This window comes from Okeania sp. SIO2B3 (assembly GCF_010672525.1).
GTDB lineage: Bacteria > Cyanobacteriota > Cyanobacteriia > Cyanobacteriales > Microcoleaceae > Okeania.
Window position 1 is genome coordinate 1 of record NZ_JAAHGH010000061.1, and the last position, 18148, is coordinate 18148.

The 18148-nt window shown below is 37.7% G+C and carries 11 protein-coding genes and 2 pseudogenes; 2 read left to right on the forward strand and 11 right to left on the reverse strand.

Annotation, left to right across the window (positions count from 1 at the left end):
• From F6K15_RS26335 to metH, 10 genes and pseudogenes are all read right to left on the reverse strand, one after another.
• Positions 1-241: pseudogene (locus F6K15_RS26335) on the reverse strand (hypothetical protein); the annotation flags it as partial.
• A gap of 277 nt (positions 242-518) precedes the next feature.
• Positions 519-599 (reverse strand): annotated as a pseudogene (locus F6K15_RS38660) (type II toxin-antitoxin system PemK/MazF family toxin); the annotation flags it as partial.
• A gap of 37 nt (positions 600-636) precedes the next feature.
• Positions 637-768: a hypothetical protein gene (locus F6K15_RS26340; protein ID WP_293066495.1), complete on the reverse strand. Its 132-nt coding sequence runs from the start codon at positions 766-768 to the stop codon at positions 637-639.
• Entirely contained in the window at positions 759-938 is a 180-nt protein-coding gene (locus tag F6K15_RS26345) for a hypothetical protein (RefSeq protein WP_293066498.1), read from the reverse strand. The genes F6K15_RS26340 and F6K15_RS26345 overlap by 10 nt, the downstream gene beginning before the upstream one ends.
• A 53-nt stretch (positions 939-991) precedes the next feature.
• Positions 992-1384, reverse strand: a complete 393-nt coding sequence (locus tag F6K15_RS26350) for a type II toxin-antitoxin system VapC family toxin (RefSeq protein WP_293066501.1) — start codon at positions 1382-1384, stop codon at positions 992-994.
• Positions 1385-1398: 14 nt separating this feature from the next.
• Positions 1399-1611: a hypothetical protein gene (locus tag F6K15_RS26355; RefSeq protein WP_293066504.1), complete on the reverse strand. Its 213-nt coding sequence runs from the start codon at positions 1609-1611 to the stop codon at positions 1399-1401.
• 70 nt (positions 1612-1681) lie between these two features.
• Positions 1682-2059: a DUF6516 family protein gene (locus F6K15_RS26360; RefSeq protein ID WP_293066506.1), complete on the reverse strand. Its 378-nt coding sequence runs from the start codon at positions 2057-2059 to the stop codon at positions 1682-1684.
• Positions 2049-2339 carry a hypothetical protein gene (locus F6K15_RS26365; protein ID WP_293066509.1) on the reverse strand — a complete coding sequence of 97 codons (291 nt, stop codon included), beginning with the start codon at positions 2337-2339 and terminating at the stop codon, positions 2049-2051. The genes F6K15_RS26360 and F6K15_RS26365 overlap by 11 nt, the downstream gene beginning before the upstream one ends.
• Positions 2340-2356: 17 nt before the next feature.
• Complete coding sequence (locus tag F6K15_RS26370; RefSeq protein WP_293066511.1) at positions 2357-2965, reverse strand: hypothetical protein; 609 nt, start codon at positions 2963-2965, stop codon at positions 2357-2359.
• A 324-nt stretch (positions 2966-3289) separates the two neighbouring features.
• Positions 3290-6865 carry a methionine synthase gene (gene metH / locus F6K15_RS26375; RefSeq protein WP_293066514.1) on the reverse strand — a complete coding sequence of 1192 codons (3576 nt, stop codon included), beginning with the start codon at positions 6863-6865 and terminating at the stop codon, positions 3290-3292.
• Positions 6866-7520: 655 nt separating this feature from the next.
• Between metH and F6K15_RS26380 the strand changes: the two genes are divergently transcribed.
• Entirely contained in the window at positions 7521-10004 is a 2484-nt protein-coding gene (locus tag F6K15_RS26380) for a hybrid sensor histidine kinase/response regulator (protein ID WP_293066517.1), read from the forward strand.
• A 4-nt stretch (positions 10005-10008) separates the two neighbouring features.
• Positions 10009-11415: a response regulator gene (locus F6K15_RS26385; protein WP_293066520.1), complete on the forward strand. Its 1407-nt coding sequence runs from the start codon at positions 10009-10011 to the stop codon at positions 11413-11415.
• Positions 11416-12321: 906 nt separating this feature from the next.
• On the opposite strand, the gene F6K15_RS26390 is transcribed toward F6K15_RS26385, so the two are convergent.
• Complete coding sequence (locus tag F6K15_RS26390; RefSeq protein ID WP_293066522.1) at positions 12322-17724, reverse strand: ATP-binding sensor histidine kinase; 5403 nt, start codon at positions 17722-17724, stop codon at positions 12322-12324.
• Positions 17725-18148: the final 424 nt, after the last annotated feature.

Here is an 18148-nt window from a genome sequence, read left to right on the forward strand (position 1 = left end):
TATTACTTTGAATTTTGTTTTGATTGACATGAATCATTTTTGGTGTGGTAGATTCTCTCTTGCGCCACATACCTTTCGGACCCCGCCGAGCCGGAATTATTACAGGCATTCCACTGTCTGAAACTGGTATTTCCCAGAATCTGCCTTTTTTTTCGGCTCCTTTAACTCTTCCTTGAGCTAATAAAACTAATAAACGTTGACGAGATATACCTAATAAAAAAGATGCTTCTCTAGTACCCATGATTTTTTTTATTAACTATTGGACAATAGTTAAAGTTTATAAGATGTCTATTATATATAAAGTTACTTAAAAGCAAATATAAACAAAATTATTGGTTTTGTCAACAAGAGAGTTTGCGCTCAAAAGTATGAGTGGTTAGGGTAGGAGTCAACTGAGACGACCTAAACCTGAACCAAGAAGTCCCAAATTCCCAATACTACGAACTTAAAGCGCATTACCCGCAGAGTTAAGGGGCGGTTTTGAAACTTAGGTTCCATTTGGCTACAGAAATAATAATTCAGACACTTACTGAACTAAAAAGGTTTGAACTAATCACAACTGCCTGGCGAGTTTTTTTGATTTCTTGACCTCTAGTCGGGTCTAGTTGTACGAATCAAACTTCTCCTCTTTTAGGATTATTCATTTTCTGTTTCCCAATCTTCTCCATCAAGAATAGAAAACTCTGTTAATTCTGGGTCATTTAAAAAATTTTCAGCAGTTTTAGCTATTGATGCTGTTAATAATTTATGACGCTCCGCTATAGGCAAACGAGATTTTTTTTGAGAGATAACTTATTTTTAGAATCAACTTGAGATAGTTTCAATTTGTGTTGAATAAACTGAATAAAGTCTAACACTTCCTGTTGTTTTTCAGGCGGTAATAATTTCAGATTATCCATAACTTCTTGTTCAATATTATTATTTGTTATTGCTGTCATAAAAGTCATCTCCAACTCATATAAGAAGTCATTTTAGCAAAAATATTAAGTTATCATGGTAACACTTCAAATCCAGCTTGAAGAAAATGGTTATCTAAAGTTAAAGCTGTAACTATCTTTCGTTGTTTCATAATGATAAATGATAAACAATCAGTAAGAGAATAGGATTTGTCTTGATGCTTTTGAAAATATTGCCATCCTTGATTAAATAGACTTTTATCAATATTAATCAATTCTATATCAGGACTTTCCAATAGTTGATTACCAACTTCAACTGCTTTATAATGAAGGTTTATACTATTGAAGAAAGTTACTACTTTATCAAAAATATATGTTGTTGTTACTAACAAAGGCTGAGATTTGGCTAAAAAATTCCAATTTTGTAATACTTGTTGATGAGCATCTTCATTTTTTATTTCTAGAGCCAAAATATAGCTAGTATCCAAAAAATATACTTCTTTCATTGTTGATTATACAGATAACGGTCGTGATTAATTGCGCCATCCTTTACATCACATTCCACAGGATTTTTACCTAAATCCCAAATAGAAGGTGTTTTTTTGATGCTGGTGATAATAATTTTCCCATTGTCTTGAATAATCTCAAATTCTTGGTTTTCTCCTAACAATTCTTTGGGTATGAATAACCCTTGTTCTGTTGCTGTTAATTTCATGTTTAATTACCTCTATTAATTTTGTAAATTAATTCATTAAAATCGCCCTATTTCAGAATAGCAATACTTATCATAAATTTTCAATTTCCTGCAATACTTCTATCAAAGTAGGAGCATTTGAGGAAATAATATTTTCTTCAGTTCCATCATGTTTGTGATGAGGAAAGTTGGGCAAATTTAGCTTTTTATGGTGTCTAGTATTGTCATAACGAAAAATCAAGTTTTTGGAGGGAGTCATATATTGATATACGTACATACCACGATTGATTATTGTTTTAACATTTACAAATTCACGCCAATAAAGAATAGAACCATCTATAAAACTTATTTCACCTACAATAAAACCTTGATCGCCTGTTCGTTCATCAGATGTAATATTGAAGGAAGTGACTAATGAGCAAGAGTTAATTACTTCACGAATTTCCTGAACATAATCCTTAATTAACAAACTCAACCACCTTTAAATTTTCTACTTCTTCACAGAGATTTTCCAGCATCCAAGATTCTCCAATCCATTCGTCTAATTCTAGGGTTTCTGTAAATTCATCATTTTCATATCTTCTGAGAAATTCTTCTGTAGATAACTGATACTTAGTCTCAAATTCCTGCAATCTTTGTTTGGTTCGTTCAATACCATCAGACAAAGATTGTAATTCTTTTTCTACTGCTGCTTTTAATAAAATTTTTAATGATTCTGGGTGCTGGCATTTAATTTTTAGTTCTGGCATATTTATTATTTCCTTTGTTAGTTATTCAATAACCTCTTTAATTCATCTTGAATACTTACAGCTACTTGCATTGTTTCATCAAAATATTTTCCATAACTATTAGCTTTATCACTAATTTGCATGGCTTTTAAGGCAGAAATATTATCAGAAAATTTTTCTGGTCTAAAATTAGGGTTTTCTCTCAATATTCTTTCTGTTTTAATAGCACGCACAATATCTTTTCGTGTTAGTTTAACTGCACCAATAACTTTTTCTCTATCCGAGAATTGAACGGGATTTCCTGCTTCTTTTAATTTATCTAATACAACAACGTTTTTAGCAGTATTATTAAACTTATCAGCTTCTAAAACTAAATGTCTGAGAGCTGAAGAAGCTAGAGGAATTTTTTTAGTAGATCGGTTCACAAATTTATCCTGGAAAAAAGAGTTATAGTAAAGAGAACCAGTCAACCTCTGTAAGAAAATTGGTCCTATTCTAAGGAGCTTAAGACCATTTTCTCGAAGTTCCTTCTGTTCTTTGAGTCCGCGACTACCGCCAAAGGGACCGAGAAAGTCAACTTCTTTCCAACCCATCAGCTCTATAATAAAATCATCACTAATAAAAAGTTGTTCTGAATCGTAAGCCATAAAACTCAACCTAAAACTAATAATTTAAAAGCTATTTCTAGCATATCAAATAGATGCTTTTTTTTGCAAATTATTGGTTCATCTCATGTTCAGCTAAATACTTTTCATTAATGGATAATGGATAATGGAGAATTACCTTTCCCTAAAAGGGAGAGGATTGACGAAAAGGAAAAAATTTATTTTTTTTCCCTTGAAAGGGGAGGCTAACAAAGCTGAATTATTTAATTATTTAATTATTAATTCTTCGGTAATAAACTAAATTTGCACTCTGTTGTTTACAGGAAAGGTGAGCATATCGCCCACCCTAAATTAAACTACACCAAACTACGCACTAAAATATTTCGCCACAGGATGATAAGTAATGATCGCTGTCGTAGACTGTTCTGGATAAAGTTGCTCGCTCTCATCCATATACATATCAATCCTTTTCACATCCAACAAGTCTAACTGCTTAAACTGATCCTGCATATTGGGACAAGCAGGATAACCAAAACTATAGCGCGACCCTTGATAACGCTGTTTCAAAATATCCTTAATATTATCTGCATCCTCTGCACCGAAACCTAGCTCCCGACGAATACGAGCGTGTAACCATTCTGCCATTGCTTCCGCAGTTTGTACCGCCATACCGTGGAAATACAAATAATCTGTATACTGATCGGCAGCAAACAACTTCTGAGCAAACTCAGTGGCTATTTCTCCCACTGTTACAGCGTGCATGGGGAACACATCAATAATTCCGGAATCCTTGGGAGCAAAGAAGTCAGCAATACATAACCGTCGTCCTGACTTTTGCCGAGGAAATTCAAAACTGTTGACAACTTTTGTTGCTTTTCCAGTCTTATTCATTTCGTCGGAGTCGTAGATTAAAAGTGTATTTCCTTCTGCTTGACAAGGGAAATAACCATAAATAGCTTGGGGATGTAGTAACTTTTCTTCAACTACCCGTGATTTCCAAGTTTCCAGAATCGGATAAACTTTCTCAGCTAAAAACTCATTATATTCTTCCCGTGGTTGTCCTTGGGGTTTGCGGAATTGCCACTGCCCTGCCATCAACGCTTGTAAATCTAAATACCAGAATAATTCCTCGAATGGCATATCTTCTGGTTGTAATAACTTGGTTCCCCAGAATGGAGGAGTGGGGCGATCGATATCTACTGCTACATCATCGGAACGTCGAGTATCTACCACAACTGGTTCAGCAGGTTTAGTTTTCTCTTTTTCCTCGGACTTAACTTGGGTATCAACTTTACCATTACCATTACCATTCCCACTCCCATTACCGTTTTCTTCGGCAAACTCACCTAAGAACCCTTGAATGTCATCCCATTTCTCTTCTGCTTTTGCTGGCATCAATTTATCCATGAAATGCAAGTCGGAAAAGGCATCCTTACCATAAACTACTTTACCTTTGTAGGTATTTTGGCAATCTTGATGAACGAATTTAGGTGTTAGTGCAGCACCACCTAAAATCACGGGAACGGTAATACCTTCTTGGTTAAATGTTTCCAAGTTATCTTTCATAAATGCGGTTGACTTCACCAATAAACCACTCATGGCGATACAGTCAGCATTATGTTCCCGGTAAGCGGAAATAATATTATCAACTGGTTGTTTAATTCCGAGGTTAATTACTTTATAACCATTATTTGACAAGATAATATCCACGAGATTTTTACCAATATCGTGAACGTCTCCTTTAACAGTAGCAATTAAGAAAGTTCCTTTAGAATTATCCTCACCTGACTCTTCTGTTTCCATGAAAGGTTGTAGATAAGCAACTGCTGCTTTCATAGTTTGAGCAGACTGCAATACAAATGGTAATTGCATTTGCCCGGAACCGAATAATTCTCCTACTACTTTCATGCCATCTAATAAATAGACGTTGATAATATCTAACGGCGGATATGTTTCTAAAGCTTTTGCCAAAGCATCTTCTAAACCGATACGTTCCCCATCAATAATATGTTGTTTTAAACGTTCTTCAATTGGTAAATTTTGTGTAGCACTTCGGTCTTTTTTAGTTGTTTTACCCTGGAACATTGTTGTCAATTCAGTTAGAGGGTCGTAAACACAAATATCCCCATCAAATTCCCGTTGGTCATATATTAGCTTCCGACAAACTTCTTGATGTTCTGGTTCAATTTTTGACATGGGTAAAATCTTACTGGCACTAACAATAGAACCATCCAAACCTACTGCCATTGCTTCATGCAAAAATACCGAGTTCAACACTTGTCTTGCTGCGGGATTTAAACCAAATGAAATGTTAGAAACCCCAAGCATTATATGACAATCTGGTAACTCTTTCCGAATCTTTTTAATAGATTCAATTGTGGCTTTTCCATTTTCCCTATCCTCTTCAATACCTGTAGAAACTGGCAAAGCTAAAGTATCAAAGAACAATTCATGGGCTGGAATGCCATATTCTATTGCTGCATCATAAGCTCGTTTTGCTATTTCAAATTTCTTATCCGCCGTCCGAGCCATTCCATCCTCATCGATGGTTCCAACTACCACACCAGCACCATATTTTTTCGCCAATTCTAATACTTTAAAAAAACGAGGTTCTCCATCTTCATAGTTAGTAGAATTTAGCAAACATTTACCGCCAGCAACTTTTAAACCAGCCTCCATTTTTTCCCATTCAGTCGAGTCTAACATCAGAGGCAAATTAACATTTGTGACTAAACGAGATGCTAATTCGTGCATATCTTTAACCCCATCGCGCCCCACATAATCAACGTTAACATCGAGAATATGTGCTCCTTCTTTTACCTGAGATTTTGCTAAGGCAACTAAACCATCCCAGTCTTCATTATTCAGCAAAGTTCGACATTTTTTAGAACCACTAGCATTCAGTCTTTCCCCAACAATTAAAAATGAGTTATCTTGTTCGTAAGTTTCCGAAGAATAAATAGATGCTGCTGAAGGAATATAGTTATATTTTCGTTCTTTTGGTGTGAGAGTTTGAGTAATTTCAGCTAATGCTTTAATATGGTCTGGACGAGTACCGCAACAACCGCCGATAACTTGTACTCCCAGGTCTTCAACAAAGTGCATTAAAGCCATTTTTAACTCTAAAGGAGTTAATTTGTAGTGAGCTTGTCCGCCGATATTTTCTGGCAAGCCAGCATTAGGAATACAGGAAACAACAAAAGGCGAATTTTCCGACAAATAACGAATATGTTCCTTCATTAAATCCGGACCAGTGGCACAATTTAATCCCAGAATATCGATAGAATAAGGTTCTAAAATTGTCAGAGCAGCATTAATTTCCGAACCAACTAACATAGTTCCAAAAGATTCCATAGTTACTGACACCATGATAGGTCGGCGATCGCCTTTTTTTGCAAAGGTTTCTTCTATGCCATTTAATGCTGCTTTTATTTGTAAAACATCCTGACAAGTTTCTACAAGAAATAAATCTACTCCCCCATCAAAAAGACCTTCCGCTTGCTCGGCAAAACCATTTTTTAGGGTGTCAAAATCAATATGTCCCAGGGTAGGTAATTTTGTTCCTGGCCCCATTGACCCAGCAACAAATCGAGGCTTTTCTGGGGTTGAAAATTCCGCAGTAACAGACTTTGCTAATTCGGCCGCTGCTTTATTCAAATAATAAGCTTTGTCCGCTAAATCGTATTCTGCCAATACAATTTTTGTACCACCAAAAGTATCAGTTTCAATCACATCGGCACCTGCTGCTAAGAACCCTCGGTGGACTGTAGCAACTGCTTCTGGTTTAGTATGGACAAGATATTCGTTACAACCTTCGTATTCTTTACCGCCAAAGTCTTCAGCAGTCAGGTTTTGGACTTGGAGATTAGTACCCATTGCACCATCAAAAACTATGACTGGGCGTTCTGGGCTATGGAGACGATTCAAAAATGGGCTATTCATAATCGAGTGTTTGGTTTTTAGGTACTATTTTATACTACTCTTTTCAGAGTTTAAGAGCAATTTATGTTCTATATGATAATATGTATTTAAGAGGTGCTATCGCAATTAGAATATAGATTGTCTACAGTTAAATAATAACTCAAAAAAATAGAAGTTATAAATCGGTGACTTATGACTTATATATCCTAATATCTATCAAATTTTTATTAGTAGTAATACGATAATTACTTATAAATATAATTTGAAAATGAGAATGATATACAATCAAAATTCATAGATAAATTAAGATTTAATTTTTCTGACAATTACCAAGTTAATATTTTTTAGTAGACCTAGTTTGTCTAAGAAAAATTAGACTGATTAATTAACCTTAATTAAGGTGCTTGAAAAACGGCATTGGTGACTTGAGGTATGATATCATGTCCGGATAAGAGGGCGGGCAAAAAACTTTCCCCTTCTACTCCTGTTTTTTCTTCTTTATTCCCTTCTGACTCGGTCCTCCTAACTCCTGACTCAGTCGTTCCCCTTCTGGCTCCCCTCCTGGGAGGGGCGGGGGTGGGTTGACTCCTAAGTAATGAAGATGAATATCATACACGCTATTCAGCAACGCCAAAAAAACTAATGATTTGATTCAATCAACTAGAATGAAGTAGCTATGAATAGAACTGAGCAACTACCAGGAATCAAATTTCATCAAAAGCTAAGTATTTGGTGGAAAAATAGTCTACAAGATCGGAAATCAACTCGTAGTTTTCTGTTACGTTTGTTGGTTGCATGTACTACTGTCTTAGTTAGTATTGCTGCTTTTTATAGCTATCAAGTTGTTCGTGAATTAATTCTAGAGAAATTGAAAAAAAATGCTTTGTTGGAAGTGCAGCTAGGAGCAGATAATATCGATCGCTGGTTAGCCACCAAAAAAATTGAAACATACACTACTGCTAATACTCCTACATTCCGAACCATGGACTGGTCAGTGGTTAGACCTTTCTTAAAATCTAAAGAGTTGCGATCGCCAGATTTTTTCTTTTTTGCCATGATTAATCCTGATGGTTCCTACTATACCAGTAAAGTTGGCAAGGCAAAAGCCAATCTTAAAGACCGTAAGCACATTAAACGAGCCATAGCTGGTCAAGTAAATGTTTCCGATCCTGTAATTTCTCGCACTCTAGATGTTTTAATGGTTTTTGTTGCTGTTCCTGTGTGGTCAGACGATCCTAATATCAAACAACCAATAGGAATTCTAGCGGGTGCAATTTCAACTGACCGGATGAGGCAAGTAGTGAGTAGTTTGCAGTATGGTGATAATAGTTATGCTTTTGCAATTAATTCTGAAGGAGAGTCAATATTTATACCTCAAAAAGATCTAAACGGCAATGAAACAAAACCTATTCCCAATTTTTCGTCGTCAAAAAATCCTAAGTTACAGAATATTTCCCGAAAAATGCTTGCCAAGGAAAAGGGTATAGAATTAGTAGAGATTAGCGATCGCCAAGTTTATCTAGCTTATCTTCCCATAGAGCAAACAGACTGGTCTCTGGGCTTAATTATCCCCCGTGCAAATATTGAATCGCAACTCAAAGCACTAAATCTGATGGCATTAGTAGTGCTAAGTTTAGCCGTTACCATGATTATAGTCTTGTGGAAAGTACAATCATTTGAGCAAAAGCAACTCAAAAAAACCAAACAAGCTGCTGAGATAGCAAACCAAGCCAAAAGCGAATTCCTAGCCAATATGAGCCATGAATTACGCACCCCTCTCAATGGCATTCTCGGTTACGCTCAAATCCTTCATCGTTCTAAGTATGGGGGCGAAAAAGAACACAAAAGCATTGAAATTATTCATCAATGTGGTAACCACTTGTTAACTCTGATCGATGATGTTCTTGATATATCAAAAATAGAAGCTCGTAAACTTGATTTATATCCCTCCAATTTTCATTTCCCCTCTTTCCTAGAAGGAATTGTAGAAATGATTCGTATTAGATCTGATCGAAAAGGAATTGAGCTTATTTATCAACCAGAAACCAACTTACCAACGGGTATCATTGCAGATGAAAAACGCTTGCGCCAAGTTTTAATAAATTTGTTAAGTAATGCAGTCAAATTTACTGATACTGGTAAGGTTGTTTTTCAAGTGAAAACTTTTAGAGGTAAGTCGAGTCAGAGTCAAGATAACTCACATCCATTTTCTACCATTGAATTTAAAGTTCAAGATACAGGAGTTGGTATTCCAGCAGAAAAAATCGACACTATTTTCAAACCCTTTGAGCAGGTGGGAGAGCAGATGAAACGCTCTCAAGGAACAGGATTAGGATTAGCTATTAGTAGTCAAATTGTTAATCTCATGGGTTCAAAAATTAGAGTAAAAAGTAAGTTAGGTGTAGGCAGTATCTTTTCCTTTAAAGCGAAATTTACTCTCAGTGCTAACTGGGTCAAGTCAGCTTCTACGATCGCTGGAAAACAAATTATTGGTTACACAGGGACACAAAAAACTGTTCTGGTTATTGACGATCGCTGGGAAAATCGATCTGTGCTAATTAATTTGCTGCAACCAATTGGTTTTGTAACTGCGGAGGCAGAAAATGGTTCTCAAGGATTAGCTAAATTAGCAGAACTCAAGCCAGATGTAACCATTGCAGATTTACAGATGCCAGTGATGGATGGTTTTGAGATGCTCAGGCAGTTGCGTGCAGTTGATGAATTGAAAAATTTGCTAGTAATAGTCTCTTCTGCCTCCGTATCACAGAGAGATCGACACAAAAGTCTTGATGCTGGGGGTAATGATTTTCTCCCTAAACCTGTAAATGCACAGAAATTATTTAAAATGCTAGATCGACATTTAGGAATAAAATGGAAATATGCTCAAACAAAAAATATAGAAATCATGCCAGAATCATCTACTTCAGATATAGTTATTGACAACCCTCAGATTTTATCCCCACCATTAGAAGAATTAGAAATCTTACTCGCATTGGTACAGAGAGGTAGGCTGAATAAATTGAGTATAAAAGCTCAACAAATTCAGCAGTCGAATCAAAAATATATTCCTTTCATTAAACCAATTTTGCAATGGACTAAAGATTTTGAAGCTGATAAAATTGAAGAATTTATTCAAAGTTTTTTAGAGCAAAAGGAGTAAATTAGTGACAACCACAAGTAGTTCAGCACTTATTTTAGTTGTAGATGATACTCCAGCTAACCTCACAGTAATGGTTGAAACTTTAATTGATGAAGGATATGAAGTTACCACAGCAATTAGCGGTGAACGAGCACTCAAACAAATTTCTTATGAATTGCCAGAACTGATATTGCTAGATATACAAATGCCAGTCATGGATGGATTTGAAACTTGTAAAAAGTTGAAAGAAAATCCTGAAACTAAAGATATTCCCGTAATTTTTATGACGGCCATGGCAGATAGTGAAAGTATCGTTAAAGGTTTTACTTTGGGAGCCGTTGATTATATTACAAAACCTTTTAAAGTAATAGAAGTTCTCGCTAGAGTTAAAACTCACATCAATTTACAATATTTGAGAAAAAATCTAGAACAAACAATAGTCGAGAAAACTCATGAACTCGATCAAATTTTAAATGAGTTAAAAAAATTTCAAGTAAAACTAATTCAAAGCGAAAAAATGTCAGCACTAGGAGAATTAATTGCTGGAATAGCTCACGAATTAAATAATCCCATAGGTTCAATTTATAGTAATACTAATCATCTAGAAATTTATATTAAAAATATAATTCATCACTTATCTCTTTACCAAAAATATTATCCTCATCCTGTTTCAGAAATTATTGAAGATGCTGAAAAAATGGATCTAGACTTTATTATTCATGATTTACCCAACATGGTTACATCTATGAAAGCAGCTTCAGAAAGAATTACTATCCTGAGCACATCTTTACGAACATTTTCTCGGATTGAATTAAATAACAAAAAAAAGGTGACATTTCATATTCATAAAAGTATTAATAGCACCCTATTAATACTAAATCATCGTCTGAAAGCTAATCAGTATCGTTCACGGATTAAAGTAGTGAAAGAATATGGATATATTCCACATATTGAATGTTTTCCAGGACAATTAGGACAGGTATTTATGAATCTTATTTCTAATGCTATTGATGCTATAAATGAGTTGAGTAATCAAAAAGAATTTTCTCAGTTGAAAGTTGTGCCTCAGATTTTAATTCATACTGCAATAAATGAGAATCAAACAGCAGTAGTGGTGAGAATTCAAGACAACGGAATGGGAATGTCACAAGAAGTTAAGGCAAAAGTTTTTGATAGCTATTTTACTACTAAACCAGTGGGTGATGGAACAGGTTTAGGATTGTGCATTGCCCATCAAATTGTAGTAGAAAACCATGGTGGGAGACTTTGGTGTGAATCAATTTTAGGCCAGGGTTCAGAATTTATTTTAGAATTACCATTGAAGAAGGAAGAAGGAAGAAGGAAGAGGGAAGAGGCAGGAAGGCTTAATATCATGTCTGAGAAGGAAGAAGGAAGAAGGAAGAAGGAAGAGGGAAGAGGCAGAAAGGCTTAATATCATGTCCGAGAAGTGAAGAAGGAAGAAGGAAGAGGGAAGAGGCAGGAAGGCTTAATATCATGTCCGAGAAGTGAAGAAGGAAGAAGGAAGAAGGAAGAGGGAAGAGGCAGGAAGGCTTAATATCATGTCCGAGAAGGAAGAAGGAAGAGGGAAGAAGGCTTAAAAACTTGAAAAAACCTAAATTTCCTGTAGATATTCACCCTTGAGTTTAACTTTCCTGGCGGGAAGTCCCGCGCTCTCCCGCAGGGGAGCGTCGGGATGAAAGCCAGGGCCAGGATTCGGATACCTTCATAAGCTAAACGTTCACAAGCCCTTGACAAGCTAGCTACATTTTGTTATTCTCCAGTTCAAAACAGGGGGAGGACATCACCTCTGTCTAAACAGCGGTCAGGGTTTCCCAGACTGAAGAATCCCGCGTTGCCCTTACGGGACAACGTCGGGAGTATGTCAAACAAATGATATTATTTCTTGCTTCTTTCTTCCCTCCTGACTCCCCCTCCTGGGAGGGGTTAGGGGTGGGTTGACTCCTGACTCCTAATATCATCAGGATTTACGCAAAGACACTATGTATAGAGTCCAGTAACTATTGGACAATAGTTAAAAGTACTATATATAGCGTATCTGCGTAAGTCCTAATCATGTCCGGATAATCAGTTATAAAAAAACCTTTTCCCTTCTTACCTTTTCTTTCCTCACAGGAGTGCGCATTCCCTCTCTTGGTCAGCATTCCCTCTCTTGGTCGGCGTTCCCTTGCGTCTGACGCCGACGCGGGTTCCGACCGCTTGCGTCTGACGCGCCCCGCGGGGTCGCACCGCTTCTGCCTCCTGCCTCCAGCTCCCGCTGCCTTCCTTCCACCAAAGTCTAATTATTCAACCGGACATGATATGACTCCTGACTCCTCCGTCATTTTATCGGAATATTGATCATAAATTCTGTGCCTTTTCCTGCTTGAGAAATACATTCTAACTGTCCTCCATGTTGCTCAGTGATAATTTGGTAACTAATAAACAACCCTAGTCCGGTGCCTTTACCAACTGTTTTAGTAGTAAAAAAGGGGTCAAAAATTCGTTGACAAATATCTTCACTCATTCCAATGCCGTTGTCAGCAATTCTAATTCTTACCGTTTGCGAGTCTTTCACCTCAGTTGTGATGGAAATTTGGGGACAATTCTCTGACTCTGAGGCGATTACAGCATCAAGTGCATTGTTCAGAATATGTAGAAATACTTGATTGAGTTGATTGGCATAACAGTTAACCCGGGGAAGTTCCCCATAGTTTTTAACAATAGCAATTTCTAGACCAGAGCTATTTCCATTGAGACGATGTTGCAAAATCATTAAGGTATTATCTAATCCTTCATGGATGTTTACCTCCTTGCTTTTCGATTCGTCCAGGCGGGAGAAGTTACGCAAACCGCGAATAATTTTGCTAATGCGCTTACTTCCTGTTTCCATAGAGTTCAAAAGTTTTTCTAAGTCGTCACATAAGAACTCTAACTCAAGCTCTTCAAGTTTTTCTTGGATAACTGAACTAGGATCAGGTGAGTCTTCCTGGTAAAGGTTTAGCAGCTCTAGTAAGTCCTGGAAATATTCGCGAGCATGAGCGATATTACCTGAGATAAAGCTAATGGGATTGTTGATTTCATGGGCAATTCCTGCTACCATTTGTCCTAAAGAAGACATTTTTTCAGTTTGGATCAGTTGAGCTTGGGTTTGTTGTAATTGTTTGAGAGTTTCTTGTAAATGTTGGGTTCTTTGTTCAACTTTTGCTTCTAGATGTTGGTAAAGTCTGGCGTTTTCGATGGAGATGGCTGCTTGGGCGGTCAGCAGATTGAGAATTTCGAGGCGCTCTGGAGTAAAAGCTTCTGTAGTGAGGTTATTTTCTAGGTAGAGGATGCCAATAAGTTTTCCTTGGTGGAGAATGGGAGTACAGAGGAGACTTTTGGGTTTTTGTGCGAAAAAGTAAGGGTCTGTAGTGAAGGTATTGTTTTGCTCAAGGTTGTTCAATAACAGTGTTTTTTGAGTGTGTTTGACAGTATTGATGATGGTGAGGGGTATGATTTCAGTTTGTTCTAGAGTAATAGTGGATAGATCGCAAGTGTTGTTATGGCATTGAGCAACGATTTCCCAATTGTCGGAGTTGCTTAACAATAACACTCCTTTGTTTGCTCCAGCATTTTCCATTAGAACCCGCATCAATTTTGAGAGCAAGCTATTGAGTTCGATTTCTTCGGAGATGGCTCTGGAGGCTTTGATGACAGATGCTTGGTCTAGGACTATAGTGAGTGTATCTGAGGATTGAGTAGAGGTGACAGTGTTGTGGAAATTATGGGGTTCTTTTCTTTCTAGGATGGCAGTGAGAAGTTGGGGATATGTTGATTCGAGTTGTTTGGTTTTGGCTCTTGCTCCCCAACGAGCGTAACAATAATAAGCTTCTTGCATATAGCCTACTGCCGCTTTTTCTTGACACCAGTCGAGGTAGAATTTTGCCACTAATTCATTCGCTAAGGCTTCTTCTTGGATGTATTCGTTTTCTTTGGCTCCAGCAATGGCGCGTGCATAAAGTTCGACCGCTTCAGCTTTTTGTCCTAAGACTCGGCATTTTTCTGCTTCTACCAAATCAACTTTATGTTGATGATTCATGGGAGCATAATTTGCCCACTGTTGTTGTAATTGTGTTTGGTTTTGTTCGACCCGCTGGAATTCTGCTGATGTTTCTTCTGCAGGTGAACTCATCTGTGCTAAAGCAACTAGAGAATCATAGAAATAAAATGCAGGTTCAGTTACTGAACCTGCGCCACCCATTAAATAACGCCTACCTTCAACTGCATAGTTTTGAGCTGATTCAATTTCTCCAAACAAGTAACAAAGCATCAGTTTATAGACATAGAAGTAATACAACCCATTAGAATCATTGGCTTCGAGCAGTTGGGGCAGAAGTTCTGCTTCTTGGAGAGCCTCCCCAGACAATGTACTTGGATCTTCTACAGCTTCCAGCAAATTTAAAATTGATTGCCAATAAATTAGACACCAATTTCCTGTTATTAATTGATTCAATTGCACTAACGCATGGGAGTAAGCACGAGTCTCCGGCTCCAAGATAGCAAGAGACTGACCGCACCAAAAAGAATTAAGACAAAAACCGTGAGCACAATATCCAAGAAATTCCAGACTCCCTACTTCTAGCCCAGTTGCATACCCATCTTGCAAGAGCGGTAACACTTCTTTGATATGATATTTGCGGTGTAAAATGAATATTCCCGCCACAGCTAATACCTCTGGTTTAACAGCTTTAGCATCCAGTTTGGAAACGACCTGAATTGCTAATTGACCAAACTTCACCCCCATATCGACATCTTGCAAAAAATTACAAGCAACGATACCATAGGTACTATAAGCAAGAACAGAGGCTGTTGTGTTGCCATATTGAATGGAGAGTTTGACTGATAAGCTAATCAGTAAAGGAAACAAGGGAGAACCGGAGATATAAGCTGCTGGGGTGATACTATTGGCAATCTGAATAATGGCGATTTTTTCCACGTCCGTCATGATTTGCAGATCAACTAAGTCTTCAATTTCCCGGTCGCCGATCGCTCTGTTAATCTCGGCAATGCAATCTTGAATATCATTTTGTGTAGGTGTTTGAGGAAAAGTTACATCAAACTGTTGTAAGAGTTGTTGGGCAATGGCAATAGCTTCATTGGATTTATTCTGGAAGACATTTGCTCGAATTCTAATTAGGTAAACATTAACCTTTTCCAGTAAATAATTTGCCTGTTCGATGACTGTATCAATGAACTGCTCCATCACATCAAACTCACCACATAGTGAAGCCAATTCTGCCGTTAAATTATGGAATTCCAGACACATTTCATATTGATGCTGCCAAGGTTTTTTGCCGAGCAAGGATAATCCAATGCTGGCATATTCACGACCTGCTTGATAAGCTGTTGCAGCTCTGGCTTTGCGACAGGCAATTAGATTGAGTTTGGATAATTCATCTCGTTCTTTTTGTTCACTAATTAAGACCGTTCCATAATTTAATTGACCCACTAGCTCAAAAATTCTATGTTCTCTTGCTTCTTTGGGGAGCTGTTGCAGTAGAAGTTGTCCGATGTGGTAATGGGTTATTTGTTTTTCCTTTTCTGGAATCAAAGAATAAGCTGCCTGTTGTACTCGGTCATGTAAAAAGCGATAACCAACTGTAATATCGTCAACATCCTTTTCCCCTTCTCCCTGGAAAAACTTATAGGTTTCACTCTGAGGAATTACAAACCCTTCTTGTAATGCTCCCCATAAATCTGTTGCCACTTTCTCTAGGTTTTTTTCACAAATTACCGCTAAGGTTTCCAAGTCAAACTGGTTACCAATGCAAGCTGCTAACTTCAGTACATTCTGGGTAGCTTCATCTAGTTTACGTAAACGCCCGACCATGAATTCTAGCACATCATCGGTGAGGGCTAACTGTCGTATTTGCGTTAAATCACATTGCCAGTAACCCGCCTCTGAATCAAATGTAATCCAAGCATCTTCATACAACCCTTTCAAAAATTGGGTTGTAAAAAATGGGTTTCCTTTGGTCTTTTGATAGACTAATTGAGACAATGGTGTAGCATTTTCCACAGAACATTGCAGAGTATCGGCAACTAAACGAGTAATATCTACTTCCCTTAAAGCAGCTAGTGTGATGGTATTAATCTTCACTTCCTGTTTTTGAATTTCATCCAGTGTCAGCATTAATGGATGAGTAGGAAACACTTCGTTATCTCGATAAGCTCCCAATAATAGCAAATAACCTATCTCCGACTCACTCATCAACAACTTCAGCAGTTTCAACGATGCCAAATCTGCCCATTGTAAATCGTCCAGGAAAATCACTAGAGGATGATCTTTTGTCGTAAATACGCTAATAAATTTGCCAAACAGCAAGTTGAAACGATTCTGTGCTGCACTGCCAGACAATTCAGGAACAGGAGGTTGTTGACCAATAATATTTTCCAACTCTGGAATCACTTCAATTAGAACTTGACCGTTTTCTCCCACTGCATTGATAATTTTTTGTTTCCAATTATCCAGTTGGGTATCACTTTCTGAGAGGAGTTGCCTCATTAAATCTCGAAAAGCTTGCACAATGGCAGAAAAGGGAATATTTCGATTGAATTGGTCAAACTTTCCTTTGATAAAATAGCCCCGTTGTCGAACTATGGGTTTGTGAATTTCATTGATAACAGCAGTTTTGCCAATACCTGAAAATCCTGCCACTAGCATCATTTCTACCCCACAGGATTCTACTCCCCCCTTATTAAGGGGGGTTGGGGGGGATTCTTCTCCCCCTTTGCTAAGGGTAGTATCGGCGGGAGTGGCAACACGCTCAAAGGCGTTAAGGAGGGTTTGTATTTCCTGTTCCCTTCCGTAGAGTTTTTCAGGAATAATGAAGCGATCGCTCTTATCCCTCTGTCCTAATTCAAAGGATGGAATTTTCCCGATAGTTTCTAACTGTTGCAGACATCGCTCTAGATCGTACTTCAATCCCAAGGCACTCTGATAACGATCTTCAGCATTCTTAGCCATCAATTTCCGGATAATATTCTGCAATACTTCTGGAACTTGACTTTCTATGGGAAAACTTGCTGTCTGGGCAATATGACAATGCAGCAATTCCATTGGGTCATTAGACTGAAACGGTAATTTTCCGGTTAAGAGTTGAAAAAATGTTGCTCCCAGGGAATAAAAGTCGGTACGGTAGTCAATTCCTCGGTTCATGCGTCCGGTTTGTTCTGGGGAAATGTAGGCGAGAGTTCCTTGTAAGACTTTAGGGTTGATGAGTTGTTGTTGTTCGGTTGGTAGTAAACTGGAAATACTGAAGTCGATGAGTTTGACTTGCTTGGTTTCGGGATGAATCAGGATGTTACTTGGTTTGATATCTTTATGAATAATCCGTTGTTGGCTGAGATAGTGTAGAACTGATGCTAGTTGGATAGCTATGTTGAGGAAATCTTTTTGGGAATGCTCAGAGTGCTGCCAATAGTCCGAAAGGGCGATCGCTCCTGAGTCTGGCATCACCAAGGCGTAAGCATTGCCGTAACGTTCTAGGGCAAGAGGTTGAACAATAGCTGGATGTTCAAGATGGTGAGTAATGATATATTGGTTACGAAATTGGACTAATTCGTTAAAGTTGGGGTGGGGGTTGCGTAAGACTTTGATGATGACTGGTTGCCCTTGGGTAGTTTGGATAGCTTGATATACTAAGGTCCGGGTTCCGGCATATATTTGGTTTGTTTCTTGATAACCAGCTAAGTTTAGCATTTTGATTCTCAGGGGTAAAGTGAAGTAGGGTTTGCTGAAAAAGTCTTTTAGTAGGGGTAGGAGACAGGAGACAACCCACCCCCAACCCCTCCCAGGAGGGGAGAAATGGGAACTTAGAGGAGGTAGGAGCTAAGTTTTGTCCCTTAATTTTTCTGCCCAACTATGAGCCTAAAATACGCTCCTTTTTGAGCGTGAAGAGCTGAAAACCAGGCACTTTTTAAAGGCAAAAAAAAGACTGAAACCTTTATCTGTAAATACTTTTAGATTTAATCAGCAAGCCCTAAGTAGCAAAAAATTAATTATTTTTGTTCTTATTGTACCAAATTAATGGTTGGAAAGAGAAGTGTTTTTTATGAGAGTTATAGCAGTCGCCATTACTGTAATTGATAGATAAAAAGCTTACAACTCAGACAACGCAAGATTT